Here is a 21,597-nt window from a genome sequence, read left to right on the forward strand (position 1 = left end):
AATCCCCCTGATCGCAACGGTTGCCGGGCCGGGTGGCGAGGGCAGCGTACGCGTACCGACCGTCGAGGTCGACGTTTCGACATACCTTGACCGGTGCACACGAAAGTGCCCTTGAAGTGACCTTCCTCACTGGGTAGAAACATAAGTGCGGACCCCGAGTCGGCCAGGGACAGAGCGAAGAGAAGCTCCGATCCACCCCGAGCGGGCTCCGTGCGCGGACACCGGAGCACCCACGCGCAGCGCGCCGCGGGAGGCATGTCGTCAAGGGACTGCGTACCGGGACGCCGGACGCCGAGTCCAGGTAGGTACGACTTGAGTTGCACGCTTGGTAAACCGAGTGGTTCGCGCCGCCGGTTTGGGCGGTCCCGCCTGCAGAGCGGGACCGCCTAATCCGTTTTCCGGGCCCTTCTCGCCGCGATTTCCCCGACTGTTCCACGTGTTGACGCGCTTTCGCGCCAGTGGGTAACTTCCGTCTGATGTTCGACTTTCGGTGAAGACCTCACGAGTCGACGGAGGCCCCGTGCCCGCAGTCCCGATCCCCCGACACCGCGCCCGGCGGTGGGCGACCGCCGCGGTGGCCGCCACGGCCGTCACCGCCGCACCGGCCGCGGCGGCACCCGGGCAAGATGGACCCTCGATGTCCACAAGCTCCGATATAGCGATGAACTCCTGGGCCGACAGCCTCTTACGCCACATGCCGTTGGAGCAGAAGGTCGGCCAACTCTTCGTGGCAACGGTTTGGGGGAAGTCCGCCGACGAGGCGCACCCGGAGAACCGCGCCCACTACGGCGTCGACACGCCCGCCCAGGTGGTGCAGCGCTACCAGGTCGGCGGGGTCATCTACTTCAACAACGCCTCCACCGACAACGTCGACAGCCCCCGGCAGCTGGCGGCGTTCTCCAACGGTCTGCAACGAGCCGCCCTCGCCAAGGGGCCGCGCCTGCCGCTGGTCGTGTCCATCGACCAAGAGGGCGGCAACGTCACCCGGATCCCCGCACCCGCCACCGAGTACCCCGGCGCCATGGCCGTCGGCGCGAGCCGCAACGCGGCCGACGCGCGGACGCTGGCCGCGGTCAACGGTGCCGAGCTGCGCGCGATGGGGGTCACCCAGAACTTCGCCCCCGTGGCGGACGTGAACTCCAACCCGCTCAACCCGGTCATCGGGGTGCGGTCCTTCTCCGCTGACCCGCAGCTGGCCGGTGAGCTGGTGTCGGCGGAGGTCCGGGGCTACCAGGGCTCCGGCAGACCGACCGAGACCGTGTCCGCCGCGGCGAAGCACTTCCCCGGCCACGGCGACGCGGCGACCGACAGCCACACCGGCCTGCCGGTGATCACCCGCACGGCCGAGGCGTGGCGGCGGACCGACCTGCCGCCCTTCCGCGCGGCCATCGCGGCCGGGGTCGACTCGATCATGACCGCGCACATCCAGGTCCCCGCCCTCGACCCGTCCGGGGTGCCCGCCACGCTGTCGCGCCCCATCCTGACGGGCCTGCTCCGGGAGGAGCTGGGTTATCAGGGCGTGGTCGTGACCGACGCGCTCAACATGCAGGGTGTGCGGGAGATGTTCGGCGACGCCGAGGTACCCGTGCTCGCCTTGTCGGCCGGGGCCGACCAGTTGCTGATGCCACCGGACCTCAACCTGGCCAAAAACGCCGTAGTGAGCGCTGTGCGCAGCGGCAGGCTCACCGAGCGGCGGATAGACGAAAGCGTGCGTCGGGTCTTGGCGCTGAAATGGAAGCGCGGGGTCATCAGCCGCCCGTTCGTCGAGGAGCGCCAGGTCGACCGGGTGGTCGGGTCGGCGGCGAACCGCGCCACGATCCAGCGGCTGACCGACCGAACCGTGACGGTGTTGCGGAACGCGACCGACACGCTGCCCCTGTCCGCCCCCGGCAAGGTCCTGGTGACCGGTGTGGGCGACCCGGGCAACCCGAACAACTCCCCCAACACCGTCGCCGCGGCCATCGCCGCCCGGGGCTCTACTACGACGTCACTGCCGACCGGCACGCGCCCGGCGGAGTCCGCGATCGCCCAGGCCGTGGCCACGGCCCACGAGTCCGACCTCGTAGTGGTGCTGACGAACAACCTCTCCACCTACGAACCCCAGCGCAACCTCTTGGCCGCCCTGCTCGGCACGGGCAAGCCGGTCGTCGCCGTGGCCGCCCAGGTCCCCTACGACGCCGGTTTCCTCGACGCCCCCACCTGGGTGGCGACCTACTCGTGGCGCGGTGTGTCGCTGGAATCGCTGGTCAAGGTGCTCTTCGGCGAGGTACCGCCGCTCGGAAGACTCCCCGTGGACGTGCCGTCGAGCACCGACCCGACGAGCGTCCGCTTTCCGTTCGGGCACGGGCTGACCTGGTAGGGGCGCATGGACAGACGGCGGTTCCTGACCGCGTCGGTGGGGGTCGCCGCGACCGGCTCGACCCTGGTCGCGGCCACCCCGGCCCAGCCGACCGCGCTGGCCGAGACCCTTGGGCAACCCCGGCCGAGCCGGGTCACCCCGGGCGCGGACGTGCTCGCTGAGCAGCACTGGCGCCGCCTCGCGGGGCACCGCGTCGGGGTCGTCTCGAACCCGACCGGCATCACCCGGGACGGCACGCACGTCGTCGACTCGATGGTCGCCGCCGGGGTCCGGCCGGTGGCGGTGTTCGGCCCCGAGCACGGTTTCCGGGGTACCGCGCAGGCGGGCGGCTCGGAGGGCGACTACCGCGACCCCCGTACCGACCTGCCGGTCTACGACACCTACGGCAAGACGGCCGCCCAGGTCGCCGCGCAGTTCGCCAAGGCGGGCGTCGACCTGGTGGTGTTCGACATCGCCGACGTCGGCGCGCGGTTCTACACCTACATCTGGACCATGTACACCGCCATGCACGCGGCGGTGCTCGCCGGCGCGGCCTTCCTGGTGCTGGACAGGCCCAACCCGGTCGGCGGCAGGGCGTACGGGCCTGTCCTGAACCTGGCATACGCGTCCGCGATCGGCCTCAAGCCGATCGTCCAGCAGCACGGCATGACCGTCGGCGAACTCGCCGCCCTCTTCGACGCCGAGTTCCTGCCCCAGGACGCGGGCAAGCGCTTGCGCGAACTCCAGGTCGTCGAGGTGCGCGACTGGCGCCGAGACCGGCTCTTCGCGCAGACCGGGCTCACCTGGGTCATGCCGAGCCCGAACATGCCCACCCCGCAGACCGCGCTGGTCTACCCCGGCACCGGCCTCTTCGAGGGAACCACCCTCTCCGAGGGGCGCGGCACCACCCGGCCGTTCGAGATCATCGGTGCACCGGGGATGGACTGGCGGTGGGCCGACGCGCTCAACGGGCACGGGCTCGCTGGTGTCGGTTTCCGCGAGCACTACTTCCAACCGACGTTCGGCAAGTTCACCGGCGTGGCGTGCGGCGGTGTCCAGGTCCACCTGACCGGCGCCGCCGACTACGACGCGATCACGACGGCGGTAACGATGCTCGTCTCCGCCCGACTGCTCTATCCGGAGGTATTCGCCTGGCGACCCGACAACTACGTGGACAAACTTTCAGGTTCCGACCGGCTCCGCCACATGGTCGACGCGGGTGCGGGCATCCTGGAGGTGGTCGGGGCGTGGCAGGCGGAACTGGCGGCGTTCCACGAGAGGCGGGCACCGTATCTGCGGTATCGGTGAGGGGGAGCGATGGCCGGGAAGGTCCGGACCGGGGTGGCGCTGGTCGCCGTGGGTCTACTCGCAGGCGGCACGGTGACGAGCGCGACGCCGAACCCGCCGGGGAGGTTCGACCGCCCCGAGATGGGGTTCGCCGCGCCGAGCACCGTGCTGCGCGACGGCCCTCCGGCGTCGGTGGGGCTGGACCCGGCGCCGATCCGCGAGGCCGACACCGCGATAGCCGAGTGGACGCGGGGCGGCTCACCGCTCTACCCGGGCGCGGTCACGCTCTTGGCGCACAACGGCGTCATCGTCGACCGGACGGCCGTAGGGCACGCGGTTAAGTACGCCGACGCGCAGGCGGAGTTACCGGCCGACCGCCAGGTACCCATGCGCCGGGACACCATCTTCGACGTCGCCTCGATGAGCAAGCTCTTCACCTCGGTAGCGGTCATGTGCCTGGTGGACGACGGTCGCGTGCGGGTCGGCGAGCGCGTGTCGGTCTACCTGCCGGAGTTCGGCGTCAACGGCAAGGAATCCATCACCGTCCAGCAGTTGCTCACACACACCTCCGGCCTCGAACCGACCATCCCGCTCTGGCGCGACTGGCCGGACCGCGCGTCCCGGATCAAGGCGGTCATGGACCGCGCGCCCGCCACGCCCCCGGGTGTGTCCTTTACGTACTCCGACCTGAACCTGATCACCCTGGGCGTGTTGGTCGAACGGCTGAGCGGCAAGCCGCTCGACAACTTTGTCGCCGAACGCATCACCGCGCCACTACGCCTCACCGATACCGGCTACAACCCCCCAGCGACCAAACTCGACCGGATAGCCGCGACGGAGTTCCAGGCCTCCCCACCGCGAGGCATGGTCCGCGGGCAGGTGCACGACGAGAACGCGTGGGCACTCGGTGGGGTCGCCGGGCACGCGGGGGTGTTCTCCACGGCGGACGACTTGGCCGTGCTGGGTCAGGCGATCCTCAATGGAGGCACTTACGCCGGAAGGCGGATTCTGCGGCAAGACACGGTGCGGGCGATGTTGACGAACTACAACACTTCTTTCCCCGAAGACGCGCACGGACTCGGGTTCGAACTCGACCAACCCTGGTACATGGGCGGCCTCTCCGGCCCCCACTCCGCCGGGCACACCGGGTTCACGGGCACCTCGCTGGTACTCGACCCGGCATCGCGCTCGATCGCCATCCTGCTGACCAACCGGGTCCACCCGGGGCGGGACCGGGGTTCGATCAACGCCGCCCGGCAGGAACTGGCCACCGGGCTGTCCCGCGCCCTCGCGGTCCGCCCCTCAGCGGGCGAGCGGCACTGGTCCACCGGTCTCGGCGACTCGGCCGAGGCGACGCTCACCGGGCCCGCCCTCCCGGGCACCCGCGCGCTGCGGGTCGGGTTCGACGCCTTCGTCGACGCGGGCCCCGGCGACGAGTTGCGGCTGGAGGCCACCGACAGGAACGGCTCGTGGCGGAGCGTGCTCGTGCGTGCGACCGGCCCGGGTGCTCCGGTTGGCGAAACATCGGCTTTGTCCGGTTATGGCCATCGCAGTTGGTGGAGAGTCAACGCAATCGCGCCGGTCAGCGACAAGATCACTCTGCGCTGGCGCTACCTCACGGATAGTCGCTACACCGGCCGGGGAGTAATCGTGGATCGGATACTCGTGACCGACGGTAGTCGGATGCTGCTCAACGGTGAGAAAGAACCCCACTTGATGCGACCGGTCGGGTGGGAACTTGGAAGTCATTGACGATCAGACGCTAACAATCCGCGTTCGCGTAGCGATGCGGTGGTCAAGCCCCCACCAGGGCCGACCACGACGATGAACGCGGTTCGGTAGCGTTCCCGCCGCGGTGCCACACAGCGCCTTGTACTACCCCGTAACTGTTAGTAAGTTTCCCACGTGAGTGCGAGTCAAATGACAGCAGAACACAGCGAGTCAAGCCCGTTGGTCCGCATTCGCTCGCTCCTGCCCGGCCTGGCCCGTGCGGAGCAGCGGGTCGCCAAGGTCGTGCTCGACAGCCCGTCCACCGTGGCGCGGCGCAGCATCACCGAGGTCGCCGAGGCCGCCGGTACGAGTGAGACGACCGTGACCCGGTTCTGCAAGGCGATCGGCGTCGGGGGTTACCCCGAGCTGCGCATCGCCCTTGCGGCCGACACGGCCCGCACGGCGGCGCGAGCCGACCGCGACCTGGGCGGTGAGATCGCACCGGACGACGACCTCAAGACGGTCGTCGGCAAGGTCACCTTCGCCGACGCCCGCGCCGTCGAGGAGACCTCCGAGCAACTCGACATCGACGTGCTCGCCAAGGTCGTCGAGGCCTTGGCGACCGCGGGTCGGGTGGACGTCTACGGTGTGGGCGCCAGCGCCTTCGTCGCCGCCGACCTGCAGCAGAAGCTGCACCGCATCGGTCGGGTCAGCTTCGCGTGGAACGACACGCACATCATGCTGACCTCCGCGGCGGTACTCGGTCCGGGTGACGTCGCGGTTGCCATCTCGCACACCGGCGCCACGGCGGACACCGTCGAGGCGCTGCGGACGGCTCGGGAGCACGGCGCGACCACGGTCGCGCTCACGAACTACCCGACCTCCCCGATCGCCGAGGTCGCCGACCTGGTGCTGACCACCGCGGCCAGGGAGACCACGTTCCGCTCGGGCGCCACGGCGAGCCGCATCGCGCAGCTCACCGTCGTCGACTGCCTGTTCATCGGCGTCGCCCAGCACCACCTCGACCAGTCGATCAAGGCGCTGGACTCCACCCGGGACGCGGTCGGCCCGCACCGGCTGGAGACCAGGCACGACGGCAGGCGCAAGCCGAGAGAGACCGGGAAGTGACCCGTGGTGCGCGGTTCCGCCGCGCCGGGAAGGGGGACCTGAGATGACCGTGCCACGCCAGTCGATCCACGTCGAATCCCCAACCGAGTGGCGGAACCCGCGCACCACGGAGATCGACCGGATGTCGACGCTGCAGATCCTGCGGACGATCAACTCCGAGGACCAGCTGGTGCCCGCCGCCGTCGCCGCCGCGCTGCCCCAGCTGGGCCGCGCGGTGGACAAGGCCACGGAAGCGCTGCGCACCGGTCACCGCGTGCACTACGTGGGCGCGGGCACCTCGGGCAGGCTCGCCACGCTCGACGCCGCCGAGCTCGCCCCCACCTACAACGTCCCCGACGACTGGTTCCAGGTGCACCACGCGGGCGGCACGGCCGCGCTGCGGGTCACCGCGGAGGGCGCCGAGGACGACGAGTTGGCGGGCGCCGCCGAGATGCGGCGCGACGTCCGACCCGGCGACTTCGTGCTGGGCCTGACCGCGTCCGGGCGCACCCCCTACGTGTTGGGGGCGTTGGCCGCGGCGCGCGAGATCGGCGCCACTACGGCGCTGGTGTCGAACAACCCGGACTCCATCGTCCCCGGGGTGGACCTGATGATCGCCGTGGACACCGGTCCGGAGGCGATCTCGGGGTCGACCAGGATGAAGGCGGGGACGGCGCAGAAGATCCTGCTGACCTCGTTCTCCACCGCGGTCATGGTGAAGATGGGGCGCACCTACTCGAACCTGATGGTCAGCATGCGGGCCTCCAACGCCAAGTTGCGCGGTCGCAGCCTGCGCATCCTGCGGGAGGCCACCGGATCGGGCCCCCAGGAGTGCACCGCGGCCCTGATGGCGGCCCACGGCGACCTCAAGGTGGCCATGGTCCACCTGCTCTCCGGCGTGGACATCCGCGACGCGGCCCGCGCGCTGGCCGAGGCCAGCGGCCACGTCCGCCGCGCACTCGGCCTCCTCGCCGCGCCCGTGCTCTGATCCGGGTGAGCGGAAAACGCGATCAATAGCGAAACTCCCCGGGGACGGATCCGTCCCCGGGGAGTGGCCGCGGCGAACTAATAGTGGCACCCCTGGATGCGGCCGTCGTTGACGATGTATCCGTCGCTGTGACCATTCCCGTGGCCCAAGGCGTAGCCGTCACCACGCACCTCGTGCAGCCGGAAACCGCCACCCGCGTCAATGGTGTAAACGTGCTTCCCGCCGGGCGAGTCGAACACCCAGGTGTTGCGGTCGACGTGGCAGAGCGGACCACCTTCGGACGCCTGCGCGGGCACGCTGACCACGGTCACGGCCACCATCGCGCCCAGGCTCGCGACCACTAGCGCGAACCGACGAATACTGCTGCTCATGAACCCCTCTTACCCATTGACGAGGACTGCTATCGGTTAGTTCCTATCTCACCAAAAGCGGTCCGAGATAGGAATCGGCCAATCGGGTTGAGGCAGTCAGAGCTGCCATAACTCCGCGCCAGCGAGGAGTTATGCGAAATTGGCAGGAATTCGTCAGCCGGTAGCGGCGTCGGCGATGCTCGTGGCCTCGCGGGCACCTGCCTGGACTGCCTCGCAGCAGAAGACGATCCAGGCGGCGATGGCGTCCGGGTCTCCGGTGGTGAAGCCGTCCGCCAACGCGCCGTAGTGGTCGCGTCGGCGCATGAAGGCGACCTCCGGTACGGCGAGGCCCTTGGGATCCAGGCCGGTGCCGATGAGGGTCAGTCGGGCCGCCGCTCGGGCTACTACGCCGTCGGCGGTGCCGAAGGGTGTCAACGCCAGCAGCTCGCCGTGGACAATGGCGGCCAAGACCGGGCCCGGCACCTTCGTACCGCCCGCGACCAGGCCCGCGAGCAAGTCGAGCCTGCTCGTCACGCCCAAGCCCGCGCGGGGACGGCCCAGGGACTCCTCGTCGGTCAGGTCGGCGGCGGCGAGTACGTGCAGCTTGGCGAGGGCCTGCATGGGGGCTCGTTCCCACGTCGGCAGCAACGGGCCCAGTGCCTCGGCGACCCGCAGCGCACCCGCCAAGACAGGGTCGCGGACCTCCCCCTCCTCCGGGATCTCCGGATCGCCACCGTCCAAGACAGCCGACGCGCGGGCAGCGCGCACGGACGCCTCCGCGGCCGTCGCGGGCCAACCCCGGCGGTTGGTCGGGTGGCGGTGGACGTCGGCGACCGCGTCGCGGGCGGCGGCCACGGCATCGGTGATGCCGGGCAGGTCGAGCAGCGGGGCCAGCGGATCTGTCACGCCGCCGGACACTACCGGCGCCTCACAGCGGCGTGTCGAGGATCCGCGCGGGCAGCGCCGGGCAGACCCGGACCTGATTCCGACCGCCCTCCTTGGCCTCGGCCAGCGCCTGGTCGGCGCACTCCTGCAGGGTGGCCAGGTCCGCGCCGTGCTCCGGGGAGAACGCGATCCCCCCGGAGATGGTGAAGCCGCCGACCCACTCGGCGCGACCCGCCTTGGTCAGCCGCACCATCATCGACTCCACGGACGCGCGGACGAGCTCGGCGACGGCCCACGCGTCGGAGCGGGTCGTGCTCGGCACCACGACCGAGAACTCCTCACCGCCCCACCGGCACACGAGGTCGTCGGACCCCACGGAGTCGCGCAGCACCGCCGCCAAGCCCTTCAGCACCTCGTTCGCGCCGAGGTGCCCCAGCCGCGAGTTGACCTGCTTGAACCGGTCGAGGTCGAACATCAGCACCGCGGTCCGCCGCTGCCTGGCGTGGTCGGCCAGCAGCGCGAGCGCCGCGGCGCGGTTGAACCCGCGCTGGTTGGCCAGGCCGGTCAGGGGGTCGTGCAGCGCGTCGACCTCCAACCGGTCGCGCTCCTGCTCCAGGAGCTCGATCCGCTGCGTGTGCCGGGTGTACGCCACTACTACGACCAGCACGCCCACAAGAAGCGCCCCATTGGCGACACCGGCACCCCACGCGCCGACCAAGCCCAGGCAGAGCGTGACGACCAGGTCGAAGTTCTGTCGCCGATCGCCCAGCATGCCCACCAACGACCAACCGGTGCGCAGACCGCGCGCGACACCGATAACGACCGTCTGCGCGACGTAGTAGAGCGCGAACGCGGCGGTGACCATGAGTGCCGCCGACGCCACCCGCTCCGGTGGGATCGGCGCGCCTCGAACCCAGTCGTGCACCCCGGACACAGTCGCCACGGCGTGCGCGGCCAGGACGGACGAGGTGACGGCGCAGGTCGTGAACACATAGCGACCGAGTGGTTTCCTTATGATGAAGTACCGCCGCAACCGGATCGCCAACACCAGGACGACCACTACAGGAACCGGCAGCAACAACGCGCCCGCGAAGGTCCACACCCCCGCGTGGTCAATGTGCTCACCGGTGACGGGAGCGGCCCAGCGGCGCATCTCCGCAGTGCGGGTGGCCTCTATGTGCGCGACGGCGCACGCGGTCAACAGCCCCAGGACCCACAACGAGTACCCGTCGACCGGCCCCGCGGCCAACGTGCTTACAACCACCCACGCGCAGACGGCGACCTCGGCGGCGATTATCCAGAGGAAGCCCGCCGCGGTGGTGTGACCACGCAGGTCGAGCGCCCTGATCCGACGAGCGACGGCTAGCCCGCGCACATCAACAGCACCTCCCCCGACTATGTCGGACAGCACAGTCCGACCCCGGATCGGTGCGGTGCGGCCAGTGGAGGAAGTACTCTGGCGCACCGGTTTTCACCTTGCCGGGCCCCGTAGACCACGGTACGTCTCCGCAAGACCACTTTCCGCGAAATCGGCCGGGGACAGCCGAACGGAGCAGACTCCGCCCGATCGGCGGAGCCCGAACCGGGGCGTTACTGGTCTATACCTATGCGGTGTCGGACTGTCATGCGCGACCCGCGCGCACTAGATTCCACTCGACACCCGGCCGCGCCCGCCGGAGAAGCCGGTATTCACCCGAGGAGGTCAGTTCCATGACCGAGCAGTCCGGTCAGAGTCCGACGCTGGACAACCTGTCGACGGAGAGCAGGGTGTTCGCCCCGTCCGACGAGTTCAGCGGCGCGGCGAACGTGGGGGCGGCGGCGTACGAGCAGGCTGCGCGGGACCGCGAGGGGTTCTGGGCCGAGCAGGCCGAGCGGCTCACCTGGGACACCAAGTGGTCGCAGGTGCTGGACTGGGACAACGCGCCCTTCGCCAAGTGGTTCGTCGGCGGCAAGCTGAACGTCGCGGTCAACTGCGTCGACCGGCACGTCGAGGCGGGCCTGGGCGACCGCGTGGCCATCCACTGGGTCGGCGAGCCGGGTGACGGCCGCACCATCACCTACGCCGACCTGCACCGCGAGGTGTCCAAGACCGCCAACGCGCTCACCGAGCTGGGGCTGAACGCGGGCGACCGCGTCGCCATCCAGATGCCGATGATCCCCGAGGCCATCTTCTCCATGCTGGCCTGCGCCCGCCTTGGCCTGGTGCACAGCGTCGTCTTCGGCGGCTTCTCCTCCACCGCGCTGCGCTCGCGCATCGACGACGCGCAGGCCCGGCTGCTGATCACCTCCGACGGGCAGTACCGGCGCGGCGCGCCCGCCCCGATGAAGGACAACACCGACGAGGCCACCGCGCACACCCCGTCCATCGAGCACGTGCTGGTGGTGCGCCGCACCGGCGGCGAGGTCGGCTGGACCGAGGGCCGCGACATCTGGTGGCACGACCTGGTGGACCGCCAGGCGGACACGCACGAGGCGCAGGCGTTCGACGCCGAGCACCCGCTGTTCATCCTGTACACCAGCGGCACCACGGGTAACCCGAAGGGCATCCTGCACACCTCCGGCGGGTACCTCACCCAGGCCTCTTACACCCACCACGCCGTCTTCGACCTCAAGCCGGAGACCGACGTCTACTGGTGCACCGCCGACATCGGCTGGATCACCGGCCACACCTACATCGTCTACGGCCCGCTGTCCAACGCCGCGACGCAGGTGGTCTACGAGGGCACCCCGAACACCCCGCACGAGGGCCGCCACTGGGAGATCATCCAGGAGCACGGGGTCTCGATCTACTACACCGCGCCCACGCTGATCCGCACGTTCATGAAGTGGGGCGCGGACATCCCGGCCCGCTACGACCTGTCGAGCCTGCGCGTGCTGGGCAGCGTCGGCGAGCCGATCAACCCCGAGGCGTGGATCTGGTACCGGGAGAACGTCGGCGCGAACCGCACGCCGATCGTGGACACCTGGTGGCAGACCGAGACCGGCGCCATCATGATCAGCCCGCTGCCCGGTGTGACGCACACCAAGCCGGGCTCGGCGCAGCGCCCGCTGCCGGGCATCTCGGCCAAGGTCGTCGACGACAAGGCCGTCGAGGTCCCGCACGGCGGTGGCGGCTACCTGGTGCTCGACGAGCCGTGGCCGTCGATGCTGCGCGGCATCTGGGGCGACGAGGAGCGCTACCGCGACACCTACTGGTCGCGCTTCGCCGAGGAGGGCTTCTACTTCGCCGGTGACGGCGCCAAGTACGACAACGACGGCGACATCTGGCTGCTGGGCCGGGTCGACGACGTGATGAACGTCTCCGGCCACCGGATCTCCACCACCGAGGTGGAGTCGGCGCTGGTGTCGCACCCGACGGTGGCCGAGGCCGCGGTCGTCGGCGCCACCGACGCGACCACCGGCCAGGGCATCGTGGCCTTCGTCATCCTGCGCGGCTCGGCGGCGCCGTCGCCGGACACCGTGAAGACGCTGCGCGACCACGTGGCCAGCGAGATCGGCCCGATCGCGAAGCCCCGGCAGATCCTGATCGTCAACGAGCTGCCCAAGACCCGCAGCGGCAAGATCATGCGGCGGCTGCTGCGCGACGTCGCCGAGAACCGCGACATCGGCGACACCACCACCCTCGCCGACTCCGCGGTCATGGAGCTGATCAGCAGCGGCCTCAAGAGCTCCACCAGTAGCGAGGATTAACGAAGTACCGGTCTTGTGAGGAGCCCCTCGTCCTAGCGGACGGGGGGCTCTTCGCCGCGCAGCTCCGCCAGCAGCTCGGTGATGGCGTGCATGATGCGCTTGGTCGCCTGGTCCATCGCCGCGCGGTCGGTGCCCTCGATGTCGGACAGGTCCACCGGGTCCCCCGCGATGATGTCGACCGTCTTGCGCGGGAACAGCTTCGGGAACTTCGCGGTCGCGGGCAACAACGCGTGCGTACCCCAGTTGACCACCGGGATCACCGGTGCGCCGGTTTCCAGCGCCACGCGCGCGACACCGTTCTTGACCCGCTGCGACGGCCAGTGGTCGACGTCGTCGGAGAAGCCCGCCTCCGGGAAGAACATCACGCACTCACCGCGCTGGACAGCCTCAACCGCGCCGGTGAACGCGTCCCGCGCGCGGGAGGTGTTGCGCTCCACCGGGATGTGACCGCCACCCGCGACCACCTTGCCGATGACCGGCACCTTCCACAGGCTCGCCTTGGCCAGGTACCGGGGGATCCGGCCCGCCGACAGGGCGAACGCGGTGACCGTGACCGGGTCGGCGAACGACAGGTGGTTCGACGCCAGCAGCAAGCCGCCGGTTTTGGGCAGCTTGTCCCGACCGCGGAAGCGCAGGCGGGTGGCCAGCGCCATGAGCGGCCAGATCAGATCGATGGCGAGGCTGAACCAGAAGCCGCGCCCGCGCCTCGGCACCCGGAACATCATCCCGATCGCCCGCAACGTGCCCATCGGCTTACCCGGTCCACTGGAGTCGTTCACGCCGCAATCCTGCTGCACAACTCCCGGTGGTGGTGGTCGGATCCCCGATCACGGCGGAGAATGCCCCGGTGAGCACCGAACGCGACGCCGCAGTGACACCGGAGGGCGCCACCCACGAGGGTGAGCCGCACCACAATGGATTGGCCAACCGGCTGAACTGGCTGCGCGCGGGCGTGCTCGGCGCGAACGACGGGATCATCTCCACCGCGGGCCTGGTGGTCGGTGTCGCGGGCGCGACGGCCGACCGCACGGCGATCCTGGCGGCCGGGGTGGCCGGTCTGGTCGCGGGCGCGCTGTCGATGGCGGGCGGTGAGTACGTGTCGGTCAGCACGCAACGCGACACCGAGCGGGCCGCGCTGCGGCTCGAGGAGCGCGAGCTGCGGGAGATGCCCGAGGCCGAGGAGCGCGAGCTGGCGGAGATCTACGAGGAGAAGGGCCTGTCCCCCGAGCTGGCCGCGCGGGTGGCCCGGGAGCTGACCGAGAAGGACGCCCTGCACGCGCACGCCGACGCGGAGCTGGGGATCGACCCGGACAACCTGACCAGCCCGTGGCAGGCGGCGTGGGCGTCGTTCGTGTCCTTCGCGGTCGGGGCGCTCATCCCGCTGGTCGCCATCGCGTTGCCGCCGGTGGACGTGCGGGTGTGGGCGTGCATCGTGGCCGTTGTGGTCGGTCTTGTGCTGACAGGGGCTATCAGCGCGCGGTTAGGGAACGCGTCCGCGCGGCGGGCCGTGGTCCGCAACGTCGTAGTGGGGACTTTGGCGATGGTGGTCACCTACTTCGTAGGAGTGCTCTTCGGCGTCACGGTGGGTTGAGCTTCCGTGCGTTAGAGTCGTGTAAAGGTGCGCCGGGAAGTCTGGTCGGCAATGGATCCGCCCTACCCTGGAGCAGCCCTTGTCACGCCGTCGCCGCCCGCACGCCCCCAAGACCCTCACGGAGTTCGCCCGCTTCCTGCGCACCGAGACAGTCGGCGGGATGGTCCTGCTGGGCGCCGCCGCCCTCGCCTTGTTGTTGGCGAACTCGCCTGTCTCGGGGGTTTACGAGTCCATCCGCGACACGGTCGTCGGTCCACACTTCCTGCACCTGGACCTCACCGTCGGCGACTGGGCCAAGGACGGTCTGCTGGCGCTCTTCTTCTTCGTCGCGGGACTGGAGCTCAAGCGCGAATTGGTGCTGGGTGAGCTGTCCGAGTTCAAGACGGCGTTGTTGCCCGTAGTGGCCGCGTTGGGCGGGATGGTCGTGCCCGCGGTGCTGGCGTTGGCCGTTGCCTGGGGTGATCCGCGCGCGGACGCCGCGTGGGCGATACCGGTGGCGACGGATATCGCGTTCGCCTTGGGGGTGCTGGCGCTGACCGGGTCGGGGATGCCCAGCGGCGCGCGGGTGTTCCTGTTGAGTTTGGCCGTAGTGGATGACTTGGGCGCGATAGTGCTAATCGCGATCCTCTTCACCGCTTCCATCAACTTCGTCTCCTTCGGCATCGCGATCGTCCTCTTGGGCCTGTACTGGTACCTCCAACGTCGAAGGATCACCACGGCGTGGGTGTACGTCCCGCTCGTAGTGGCCGTGTGGCTCGCAGTGCACTCATCCGGCGTGCACGCCACCCTCGCCGGGGTCGGGCTTGCCTTGCTGACGAGGGTCAAGAAGGACCCGTACGAGCGAGAAGCCCCCGCGCTGCGGCTCGAACACCGCCTCCAACCGTGGTCGGCAGGGGTCGCCGTGCCCGTCTTCGCGTTTTTCGCGGCGGGCGTGCCGGTCGGCGCGGAGGCCCTCAACCGGCTTGTGAGCGATCGAGTGGCCTGGGCTGTCGCCATCGGGCTCGTAGTGGGGAAGCTGGTCGGGATCGCGGGGTCGGCGCTGCTGGCCGTGCGGCTGCGGCTCGGCGCGCTGCCACCCGGGCTGGGCAAGCGGGACCTGGTCGCGGTGGCGCTGCTGGGCGGGGTCGGGTTCACCGTCAGCCTGTTGATCTCCGAGTTGGCGCTGCCCCCCGCCGACGCCGAGGTGGCCAAGGCCGCGGTGCTGCTGGCGTCGGCCGCGGCGGCGCTGCTCGCGGCAGCCGCGCTGATCAGGCGGAGCAAGGCACACCGCGCGGGGTGAGCGGGCGCGACGCGCGAAACGCGGGGTAGAAGCCCACACGGCCTCCGCTGATCGAGCATGGCACGATGACGCAGGTGACCAGCGCGCACGGAAAAGCAGACGGTTCGGGGCTGCCGCAAGTCCCCTCGATCCCCCTGGCTGACGACCGCGCCACCGCGGCGGGGGCCGACCAGTCCATCGGGGCCCTGGTCAAGGACGCCACGACCCACCTGTCCACCCTGGTCCGGGCCGAGGTCGAGCTGGCCAAGTCCGAGGTGGCCAAGGAGGTCAAGAAGGGGATCAAGGGCAGCATCTTCTTCTTCATCTCGCTGTCGGTCCTGCTCTACAGCTCGATCTTCTTCTTCTTCGCCTTGGCCGAGCTGCTCGCCGACGTCGGCTTCAAGCGCTCCGCCGCGTTCGGCATGGTGTTCGGCTTCATGCTGGTCATCGTCACGCTGTTCGCGTTCCTCGGCTGGCGCAAGGTCAAGGCCATCCGGGCACCGGAACGCACGATCACCACGGTCAAGGACACCGCCGCCGCGTTGACCCACCGCGGCGAACCCAAGCCCTGACCCGGGGCATGGCGACGCGGCTGGACCCGTCGAGCGTCCGCATCGACGGGCCGTGGGCGCACCGGGACGTCCACGCCAACGGCATCCGGCTGCACGTGGCCGAGACCGGCGAGGGCCCGCTGGTGCTGCTGCTGCACGGTTTCGCGGGTTTCTGGTGGTCGTGGCGCCACCAGCTCACCGCCCTGGGCGACGCGGGCTTCCGCGCGGTCGCGGTCGACCTGCGCGGCTACGGCGACTCCGACAAACCCCCGCGCGGCTACGACGCGTGGACCCTGTCCGGCGACGTCGCGGGGCTGGTCAAGTCCCTCGGGGAGACCAGCGCCCACCTGGTCGGCCACGACTGGGGCGGCCTCCTGGCCTGGAGCGTCGCGGCACTGCACGCCCGCGTGGTCACGTCGGTGACCGCGGTGTCCGCACCCCACCCCCTGGCCCTGCGCGCCCAGATCGGCCGCACCGCGCTGCGCCGCTCCCCCCGCAACCAGGCGCGCGCCCTGGGCCACCTGTTCCGCGCCCAACTCCCCCTCCTTCCCGAACGCCGCCTGACCCGCGACGACGCGGCGGCGGTGGAGCGGCAGCTGCGGTCGTGGTCGGGCCGGTACTGGCCGGAGCTGCCGGAGGCGGCCGAGCGGTACCGAGCGGCCATGCTGGTCCCCGGCGTCGCGCACAGCGCCCTCGAATACCACCGCTGGGCCCTGCGCTCGCAGGTCCGCAGCGAAGGCCGCCGGTACGCCGAGGCCATGGCCCGCAGGCTGACGACCCCGGTCCTGCAGCTCTACGGCGCGGACGACCCGCTGGTCCTCCCCCGCACCCGACCGTCGTCGACCCCGTGGATCGCAGGCCACACCGAGACCCACACGCTGCCCCAGGTCGGCCACTTCCCGCACGAGGAAGCACCGCAGGCGACGAACGCGCGGGTGACGAGCTTCATCAAGAACCTGCGACCCTGAGGAACTTGTCCACAGGCTGGGTGTGGGGCTTGAACTGGGTGTGACGTGGGTCTTTTGCCTTCCATATCGGGATTTGTCCCCAGGAAGGGATGACCGATCCACTGGCAGTCCCCAGTCTGGAGCGGGGTTGTCCACAAGTTATCCACAGACTGTCGATGCTGGGGACGACCAGCTCGCGGCACGGGTGGTGACGCTCCTGCGGATGCGGGCGGTGGCTGGGGCAGAGCGATGGCTGTGCGGCCGCGCGGCTTGCAGCACCGGTAGGCCGAGCCAGACGGCACTGCGGGTCGGCGTGCCGGCTGCCGAGCCTTGAGCGGGCCGGCCACGGTGCGGTGGAGGACGGTCAGCGGATTGCCGCATTGAGATGGCCTTGCGGCAAGAGATCGGTGGCGGGTGCCGCGACCTTGCCGCGCAATTCCCTGCCGAGGCGTACGCCGCTGGCTCGGGGGCAAGGCAGGGCTCGCGGCGGTTCGACGAATCCCCAGCGAAGCGGGTTCACCAGGTGGGCTGCGAGGTCAGCGGAGTGGGCCAGGCGGGCGAACGTTGTGGTGGATGGGCGGCGCGCTGCGGCAAGGCCGGAGGCTGGGTCGGTGGCAGTGGTTGGGCACGTGATGGGCGGTGGAGGCCAGGGACGTGGTGAGGATTGGGTGACCAAGTGGGCGGGCGAAGAGGCGAGGTTGCGGGCGGGTGAGGGTGCGGTCATGGCCAGGGACCCGGTGGGGACCGGGTGACCGGTGGGCGGGCGGAGAGGTGTGGGTGAGGGTGCGGTCTGGGTGAGATGGGTCAGTGGTTGGGCGGGAGCATGGGCATGACGATGTAGGTGAGGTCGATGTCCTGGGGTTCGACGTGGGTGAGGATGGTCGCGCGCATGCCCGGCTGGATGGCGAGGCGGACCTCCCTGCCGCCGAAGGGGCGTAGGGCGTCCTGCAGGTAGCGGGACAGGTAGGACGGGCTGGTGCGGCCCCCGGTGACGGTGGCCTTGATGGACTCCTCGGCCTCGCCCGTCTGCTGGGCGGTGGCCCGCAGGCGCAGCGTTGTGTCGCCGACCTCGACGCTGATGACGCCGCGGGTGTCCGAGTAGAGGGCGACGCGACGGGTGGCGTCGAGGAGGGTGTCGGCGTGGACCACGACGGTGGTGTCCACTCCGGACAGGTTCAGCTTGTTCTCGCTCAGGAAAGCGCCGTCGAGGATGGCGGTGGTGACGACGGTGTCCGACCAGCGGAGGGTCAGCTGGTTGGCGTCCATGGCCAGGGTGACCTCGCCCGCTCGGGACAGCTGCTTGCCCACCTCGGCCAGCAGGGCCGCCGGGACCATGACGTCCAACTCGGCCTCGGCCGCGCAGGGGACGGTGGCGATGGCCATGCGGTACCGGTCGGTGGCGCGCAGCACCAACCGCTCGTTCTCGGTGCGGATGCGGACGCCGGTGAAGATCGGGAGGGCCTCGTCGCGGGACGCGGTGGTCGCGACGGTGGACAGGGCCGACGACAGGTGTTCGCCGGAGACCTGGACGCCGGTGTGGGCGGGGGTGCCCAGGCCGGGGTGGAGGTCGACGTCGAGCAGCGGGAGCGCGAAGCGCGCGCCTTCGGCCCGGATGGCGAGCATGCTGCCCTCGACCACCAGCCGCACCTGGGGTTGGTCGAGCATCCGCAGTGTCTCGGCCAGGGGCTTGCCCGGCACCAGCACGCGGCCCTCGGTGTGCACGAGCGCGCCGCGGCGCACCCGGGCCGTGCGCTCCCGGTCGCTGGCGCCGACGACCACGCCCGTGGCGTCAGCGGTCAGCAGCACGCCGCTGAGCACCGGGTCGATGAGCCGCCCCGGGACGAGGCGGACGACGTCGGCGGCGGCTGCGGCCAGGTCTGCGGTGGTGACGGTCAGGTCCATGCCGGGAACCGTAGCCTCGGGGACCGACAGGGCGCGGAAAGTTGTCCACAGCCCTGATCGGGTGACTAGACAGCGAGCGCGGGCTCCCGTTCGGTCGCGTCCGAGTAGCGGGTCACCGTTTTTCTACGAGCGTAGACAACCGCCGCGAACGCCAGTCCCATCAGCGTCGCCGCCACGTACGAGGACCACAGCCCGACGTACTTGACCAGCTGCCCGCTGGTCAGCTGCCCCAGCGCGATGCCGACGGTCACCGAGGTGATCACCCAGCCGAACGCCTCCGTCGCGGTCTCCGGCGGCGCCACCACCTCCAGCACCGCCGAGTGCGTGGTCGCCTGCGGGGTGACCAGCAAACCGGCCACCAACGTCACCAGTGCCAGCCACAGCATCGACGTCGGGATCGCCAGCAACCCCACCATCACCGCGAAACCGCCGAGCAGGACCGGCATCCGCAGCTCGATCGGCCGCGGCCACGGGCGCAGCCCGTAGACCACGCCGAAGGCGACCGAGCTGATCGACAGCAGCCCAAGCAGCAGCCCGCCCGCCCCCGGGTCGCCCGCGCGGATCGCCGCGGCGGGGATGGCCACCTCGACGAACCCGATGACCGCGCCGAAGCCCATCGCCGCGATCGCGACCGTGCGCATACCGGGGTGCGCGAGCGGACCGAGCAGCGTGCTCTTGCGCCCTGTGCGCTCCGGCCGCGACTGCCTGATCGTCGCCGTCAGCGCGAACCACACGGCGCCGATGACCAGGCAGGCAGCGCCCACGACCACGCCCGCTCCCGGCCAGGGCAGCCGGATCAGCAGCCCGGACACCGCGGGTCCGGCGATGAAGAACACCTCCAGGCTGATCGCCTCGTAGACCAGCGCGGCGTCGCGCGTCGGCCCGGGCGGGACCAGCCGGGTCCACATGGCACGGGAGGCGGAGCCGACCATCGGCTCGGTGAGCCCGACCGCGAAGCCGAGTACCACCAGCGAGAACGTGGCCGCGTGCCGCTCGACGGCGACGATCGTGAGCGCGACGAAGACGGCGAACAGCGACGCGGTGACCAGCAGCGGCCGCGAGGGCCCGGCGCGGTCCATGATCCGGCTCTGCGCGGCCGACCCGATCGCGACCCCGATCAGCGACCCCGCCGACACCAGGCTCGCGGTGGCGATGGACCCGGTGCGGTTCTGCACGTACAGCAGCAGCGACAGACCCACCATGGCGATCGGCAACCGACCGAGCAGCGACGCCACCACCGGCCCACGGGCACCGGGGGTGGTGAGGGCAGCGCGGTAGTCGGCGGGACGGGTGGAGTGGGACATGCGTACCAGTATGCGGCTTTTCGGTACGGGCGTACCAGTAATTATTCGTGGTTTGCGCCACCAGAAAGTGGGGTATGTATCGATCGGATAACGGTAGTGGAGATTCTCCGTGGACCCGAGCAACGGATCCGGACCGCGGCGAGTCCTTGAGGGTGAAACCACTTGAGCTTGGGGTGGGGACCCGTGCGATGGTTCCCCCATCGCGCCACGAGTTCCCTCCGGCAACGGGTCGGGGCCTGGTCCGGAGGGCGGGGAGCGTGAGCCGTCGGGGGATGGTTCACGCGAAGGCGGGAGGTCGGTGCGCCGCGTCGGGGGCGGCGCCCGGCCTCTCCGCTGCCAAAGACGTGCAAGAGGGGCCCGGTCTACCCAGACCGGGCCCCTCTTGCGTTGTCTTGAGCCTCTAGCGCGCGCGGCGCGCGAGGCGCTCGGGGTCGAGGATCAGCACGCTCTTGCCCTCCAGCCGCAGCCAGCCGCGGTGGGCGAAGTCGGCGAGCGCCTTGTTGACGGTCTCCCGGGAGGCGCCGACGTACTGGGCGATCTCCTCCTGGGTGAGGTCGTGGGTGACCCGCAGCAGCCCGGCCTCCTGGCTGCCGAAGCGCTGCGCGAGCTGAAGCAGCGCCTTGGCGACGCGACCGGGCACGTCGGTGAAGATCAGGTCGGCGAGCATGCCGTTGGTGCGGCGGAGCCTGCGGGCGATGACCCGCAGCAGCTGCTCGGCGATCTCCGGACGGGTGGCGATCCACTGGCGCAGCGCGGGCCGGTCCATGGTGACCGCGCGCACCTCGGTGACCGTGGTCGCGGTCGACGTCCGCGGCCCCGGGTCGAAGATCGACAGCTCGCCGAACATGTCCGAGGGCCCGAAGATGCCCAGCAGGTTCTCCCGGCCGTCCGGTGACTTGCGGCCGAGCTTCACCTTGCCGGACTGGATGATGTACAGCCGGTCGCCGGGCTCGCCCTCGGCGAAGATCACGTGTCCGCGCGGGAACTCGACCGCTTCCAACGTCTGAGCGAGCGCTTCGGCCGCGGCCGGCTCGACCCCTTGGAAGATGCCCGCGCGGGCCAGGGTCTCATCCACCTCGGTCCTCCTGTTTCCACTCGGCGGCGGCGAAGGTCTGCCACCGCCGACAACTACATACAGTGTAGGGCGTGCGGCGATGATCCCTAACCGGCTCGCCGACCCTCCGGTGTGGATCGTCGCGCGGACCGGGCACGCCCCCCAGCCGCATGACCCTATCGCCTAGTCGCGACCCCGGCGACCGCGCAGCTTGGCGGCGCGGCCACCCAGCCTGCGCAGCCGGAACAGCTCCAGCGCGCGGCCGATGCCGTGGCCGTAGAGCGCGCGGACCTCTTCGGGTCGCGCCGACTCCAGGAACTCCTCGACCTCGGTCTCCTGCACCGCCACGTGCCGGAGCCGGGCCTCGACGCGCTCCATGAAGAGCGCGAAGAACATGATCACTAAAGGTACCGCGAACACGAACCAGACAGCCATGGTCGTCGATCCTCGCTTCGTGGCCTCGGCTGGGTCGGACCCGCCTCCGGTCCGGCCTCGCCCCTGTGGTTGATGTCAGCTTGGTTGACGTCTGGGGCACATTTCGGGTTGTCCGACGGCCCGTAGGCTATCGAGGTGCCTCCCACCACCCGACGCCCGCCCCAGGACAGCGGTACCGACCTCGCGTTGACCCGCAGGGT

18 protein-coding genes are annotated in these 21,597 nt (G+C 70.4%); 10 read left to right on the forward strand and 8 right to left on the reverse strand.

The annotated features are described in order from the left end of the window. The first annotated feature begins 637 nt into the window (after positions 1 to 637). The 5 genes from CLV40_RS21585 to CLV40_RS21605 all read left to right on the forward strand — a co-directional run bounded on the left by CLV40_RS21585 (position 638) and on the right by CLV40_RS21605 (position 7,430). On the forward strand, positions 638 to 2,359 hold the full coding sequence (locus CLV40_RS21585; protein WP_104480782.1) for a glycoside hydrolase family 3 protein: 1,722 nt from the start codon (positions 638 to 640) through the stop codon (positions 2,357 to 2,359). A gap of 6 nt (positions 2,360 to 2,365) precedes the next feature. Next, a complete protein-coding gene (locus CLV40_RS21590; RefSeq protein ID WP_104480783.1) occupies positions 2,366 to 3,646 on the forward strand; it encodes an exo-beta-N-acetylmuramidase NamZ family protein in 1,281 nt (426 codons plus the stop codon). Positions 3,647 to 3,655: 9 nt separating this feature from the next. Continuing rightward, the gene (locus CLV40_RS21595; RefSeq protein ID WP_104480784.1) at positions 3,656 to 5,377 is read left to right on the forward strand and encodes a serine hydrolase domain-containing protein; all 1,722 of its coding nucleotides are present in this window, start codon (positions 3,656 to 3,658) and stop codon (positions 5,375 to 5,377) included. A 168-nt stretch (positions 5,378 to 5,545) separates the two neighbouring features. Then, positions 5,546 to 6,463 carry a MurR/RpiR family transcriptional regulator gene (locus tag CLV40_RS21600; RefSeq protein WP_104480785.1) on the forward strand — a complete coding sequence of 306 codons (918 nt, stop codon included), beginning with the start codon at positions 5,546 to 5,548 and terminating at the stop codon, positions 6,461 to 6,463. 43 nt (positions 6,464 to 6,506) lie between these two features. Continuing rightward, positions 6,507 to 7,430 carry an N-acetylmuramic acid 6-phosphate etherase gene (locus CLV40_RS21605; protein ID WP_104480786.1) on the forward strand — a complete coding sequence of 308 codons (924 nt, stop codon included), beginning with the start codon at positions 6,507 to 6,509 and terminating at the stop codon, positions 7,428 to 7,430. Positions 7,431 to 7,507: 77 nt separating this feature from the next. Here CLV40_RS21605 and CLV40_RS21610 read toward each other — a convergent pair whose 3' ends face one another. The 3 genes from CLV40_RS21610 to CLV40_RS21620 form a co-directional block, all read right to left on the reverse strand. Beyond that, a complete protein-coding gene (locus CLV40_RS21610) occupies positions 7,508 to 7,801 on the reverse strand; it encodes a hypothetical protein (protein ID WP_146108164.1) in 294 nt (97 codons plus the stop codon). Positions 7,802 to 7,954: 153 nt separating this feature from the next. Then, entirely contained in the window at positions 7,955 to 8,686 is a 732-nt protein-coding gene (locus tag CLV40_RS21615) for a Fic family protein (protein WP_104480940.1), read from the reverse strand. Positions 8,687 to 8,708: 22 nt separating this feature from the next. Continuing rightward, positions 8,709 to 10,040, reverse strand: coding sequence for a GGDEF domain-containing protein (locus tag CLV40_RS21620; RefSeq protein ID WP_104480788.1), 1,332 nt, complete (start codon positions 10,038 to 10,040; stop codon positions 8,709 to 8,711). 335 nt (positions 10,041 to 10,375) lie between these two features. On the opposite strand from CLV40_RS21620, the gene acs reads away from it, so the two are divergent. Next, positions 10,376 to 12,355 carry an acetate--CoA ligase gene (gene acs / locus CLV40_RS21625; protein ID WP_104480789.1) on the forward strand — a complete coding sequence of 660 codons (1,980 nt, stop codon included), beginning with the start codon at positions 10,376 to 10,378 and terminating at the stop codon, positions 12,353 to 12,355. Positions 12,356 to 12,387: 32 nt separating this feature from the next. Here the strand turns inward: acs and CLV40_RS21630 are convergent, their stop codons facing one another. Next, the gene (locus CLV40_RS21630) at positions 12,388 to 13,104 is read right to left on the reverse strand and encodes a lysophospholipid acyltransferase family protein (RefSeq protein WP_104480790.1); all 717 of its coding nucleotides are present in this window, start codon (positions 13,102 to 13,104) and stop codon (positions 12,388 to 12,390) included. Between the two features lie 98 nt (positions 13,105 to 13,202). Between CLV40_RS21630 and CLV40_RS21635 the strand changes: the two genes are divergently transcribed. The 4 genes from CLV40_RS21635 (at position 13,203) to CLV40_RS21650 (ending at position 16,723) form a co-directional block, all read left to right on the forward strand. Continuing rightward, on the forward strand, positions 13,203 to 13,946 hold the full coding sequence (locus CLV40_RS21635) for a VIT1/CCC1 transporter family protein (RefSeq protein ID WP_374065183.1): 744 nt from the start codon (positions 13,203 to 13,205) through the stop codon (positions 13,944 to 13,946). Positions 13,947 to 14,025: 79 nt separating this feature from the next. Continuing rightward, positions 14,026 to 15,225 (forward strand): Na+/H+ antiporter NhaA, encoded by a 1,200-nt coding sequence (nhaA, locus tag CLV40_RS21640; RefSeq protein ID WP_104480791.1) that lies wholly within the window; start codon positions 14,026 to 14,028, stop codon positions 15,223 to 15,225. A gap of 65 nt (positions 15,226 to 15,290) precedes the next feature. Beyond that, positions 15,291 to 15,776, forward strand: coding sequence for a phage holin family protein (locus CLV40_RS21645; RefSeq protein ID WP_104480792.1), 486 nt, complete (start codon positions 15,291 to 15,293; stop codon positions 15,774 to 15,776). Positions 15,777 to 15,784: 8 nt separating this feature from the next. Next, positions 15,785 to 16,723 (forward strand): alpha/beta fold hydrolase, encoded by a 939-nt coding sequence (locus tag CLV40_RS21650; protein WP_104480793.1) that lies wholly within the window; start codon positions 15,785 to 15,787, stop codon positions 16,721 to 16,723. A gap of 783 nt (positions 16,724 to 17,506) precedes the next feature. On the opposite strand, the gene dnaN is transcribed toward CLV40_RS21650, so the two are convergent. The 4 genes from dnaN to CLV40_RS21670 all read right to left on the reverse strand — a co-directional run bounded on the left by dnaN (position 17,507) and on the right by CLV40_RS21670 (position 21,397). Continuing rightward, positions 17,507 to 18,604, reverse strand: a complete 1,098-nt coding sequence (dnaN, locus tag CLV40_RS21655) for a DNA polymerase III subunit beta (protein ID WP_104480794.1) — start codon at positions 18,602 to 18,604, stop codon at positions 17,507 to 17,509. 65 nt (positions 18,605 to 18,669) lie between these two features. Continuing rightward, positions 18,670 to 19,908: an MFS transporter gene (locus CLV40_RS21660; protein ID WP_104480795.1), complete on the reverse strand. Its 1,239-nt coding sequence runs from the start codon at positions 19,906 to 19,908 to the stop codon at positions 18,670 to 18,672. 400 nt (positions 19,909 to 20,308) lie between these two features. After that, on the reverse strand, positions 20,309 to 20,983 hold the full coding sequence (locus CLV40_RS21665; protein WP_018683904.1) for a Crp/Fnr family transcriptional regulator: 675 nt from the start codon (positions 20,981 to 20,983) through the stop codon (positions 20,309 to 20,311). Between the two features lie 162 nt (positions 20,984 to 21,145). Then, positions 21,146 to 21,397, reverse strand: coding sequence for a hypothetical protein (locus CLV40_RS21670; RefSeq protein WP_104480796.1), 252 nt, complete (start codon positions 21,395 to 21,397; stop codon positions 21,146 to 21,148). Positions 21,398 to 21,597: the final 200 nt, after the last annotated feature.

This window comes from Actinokineospora auranticolor, from assembly GCF_002934265.1.
Classification (GTDB): Bacteria; Actinomycetota; Actinomycetes; order Mycobacteriales; family Pseudonocardiaceae; genus Actinokineospora; species Actinokineospora auranticolor.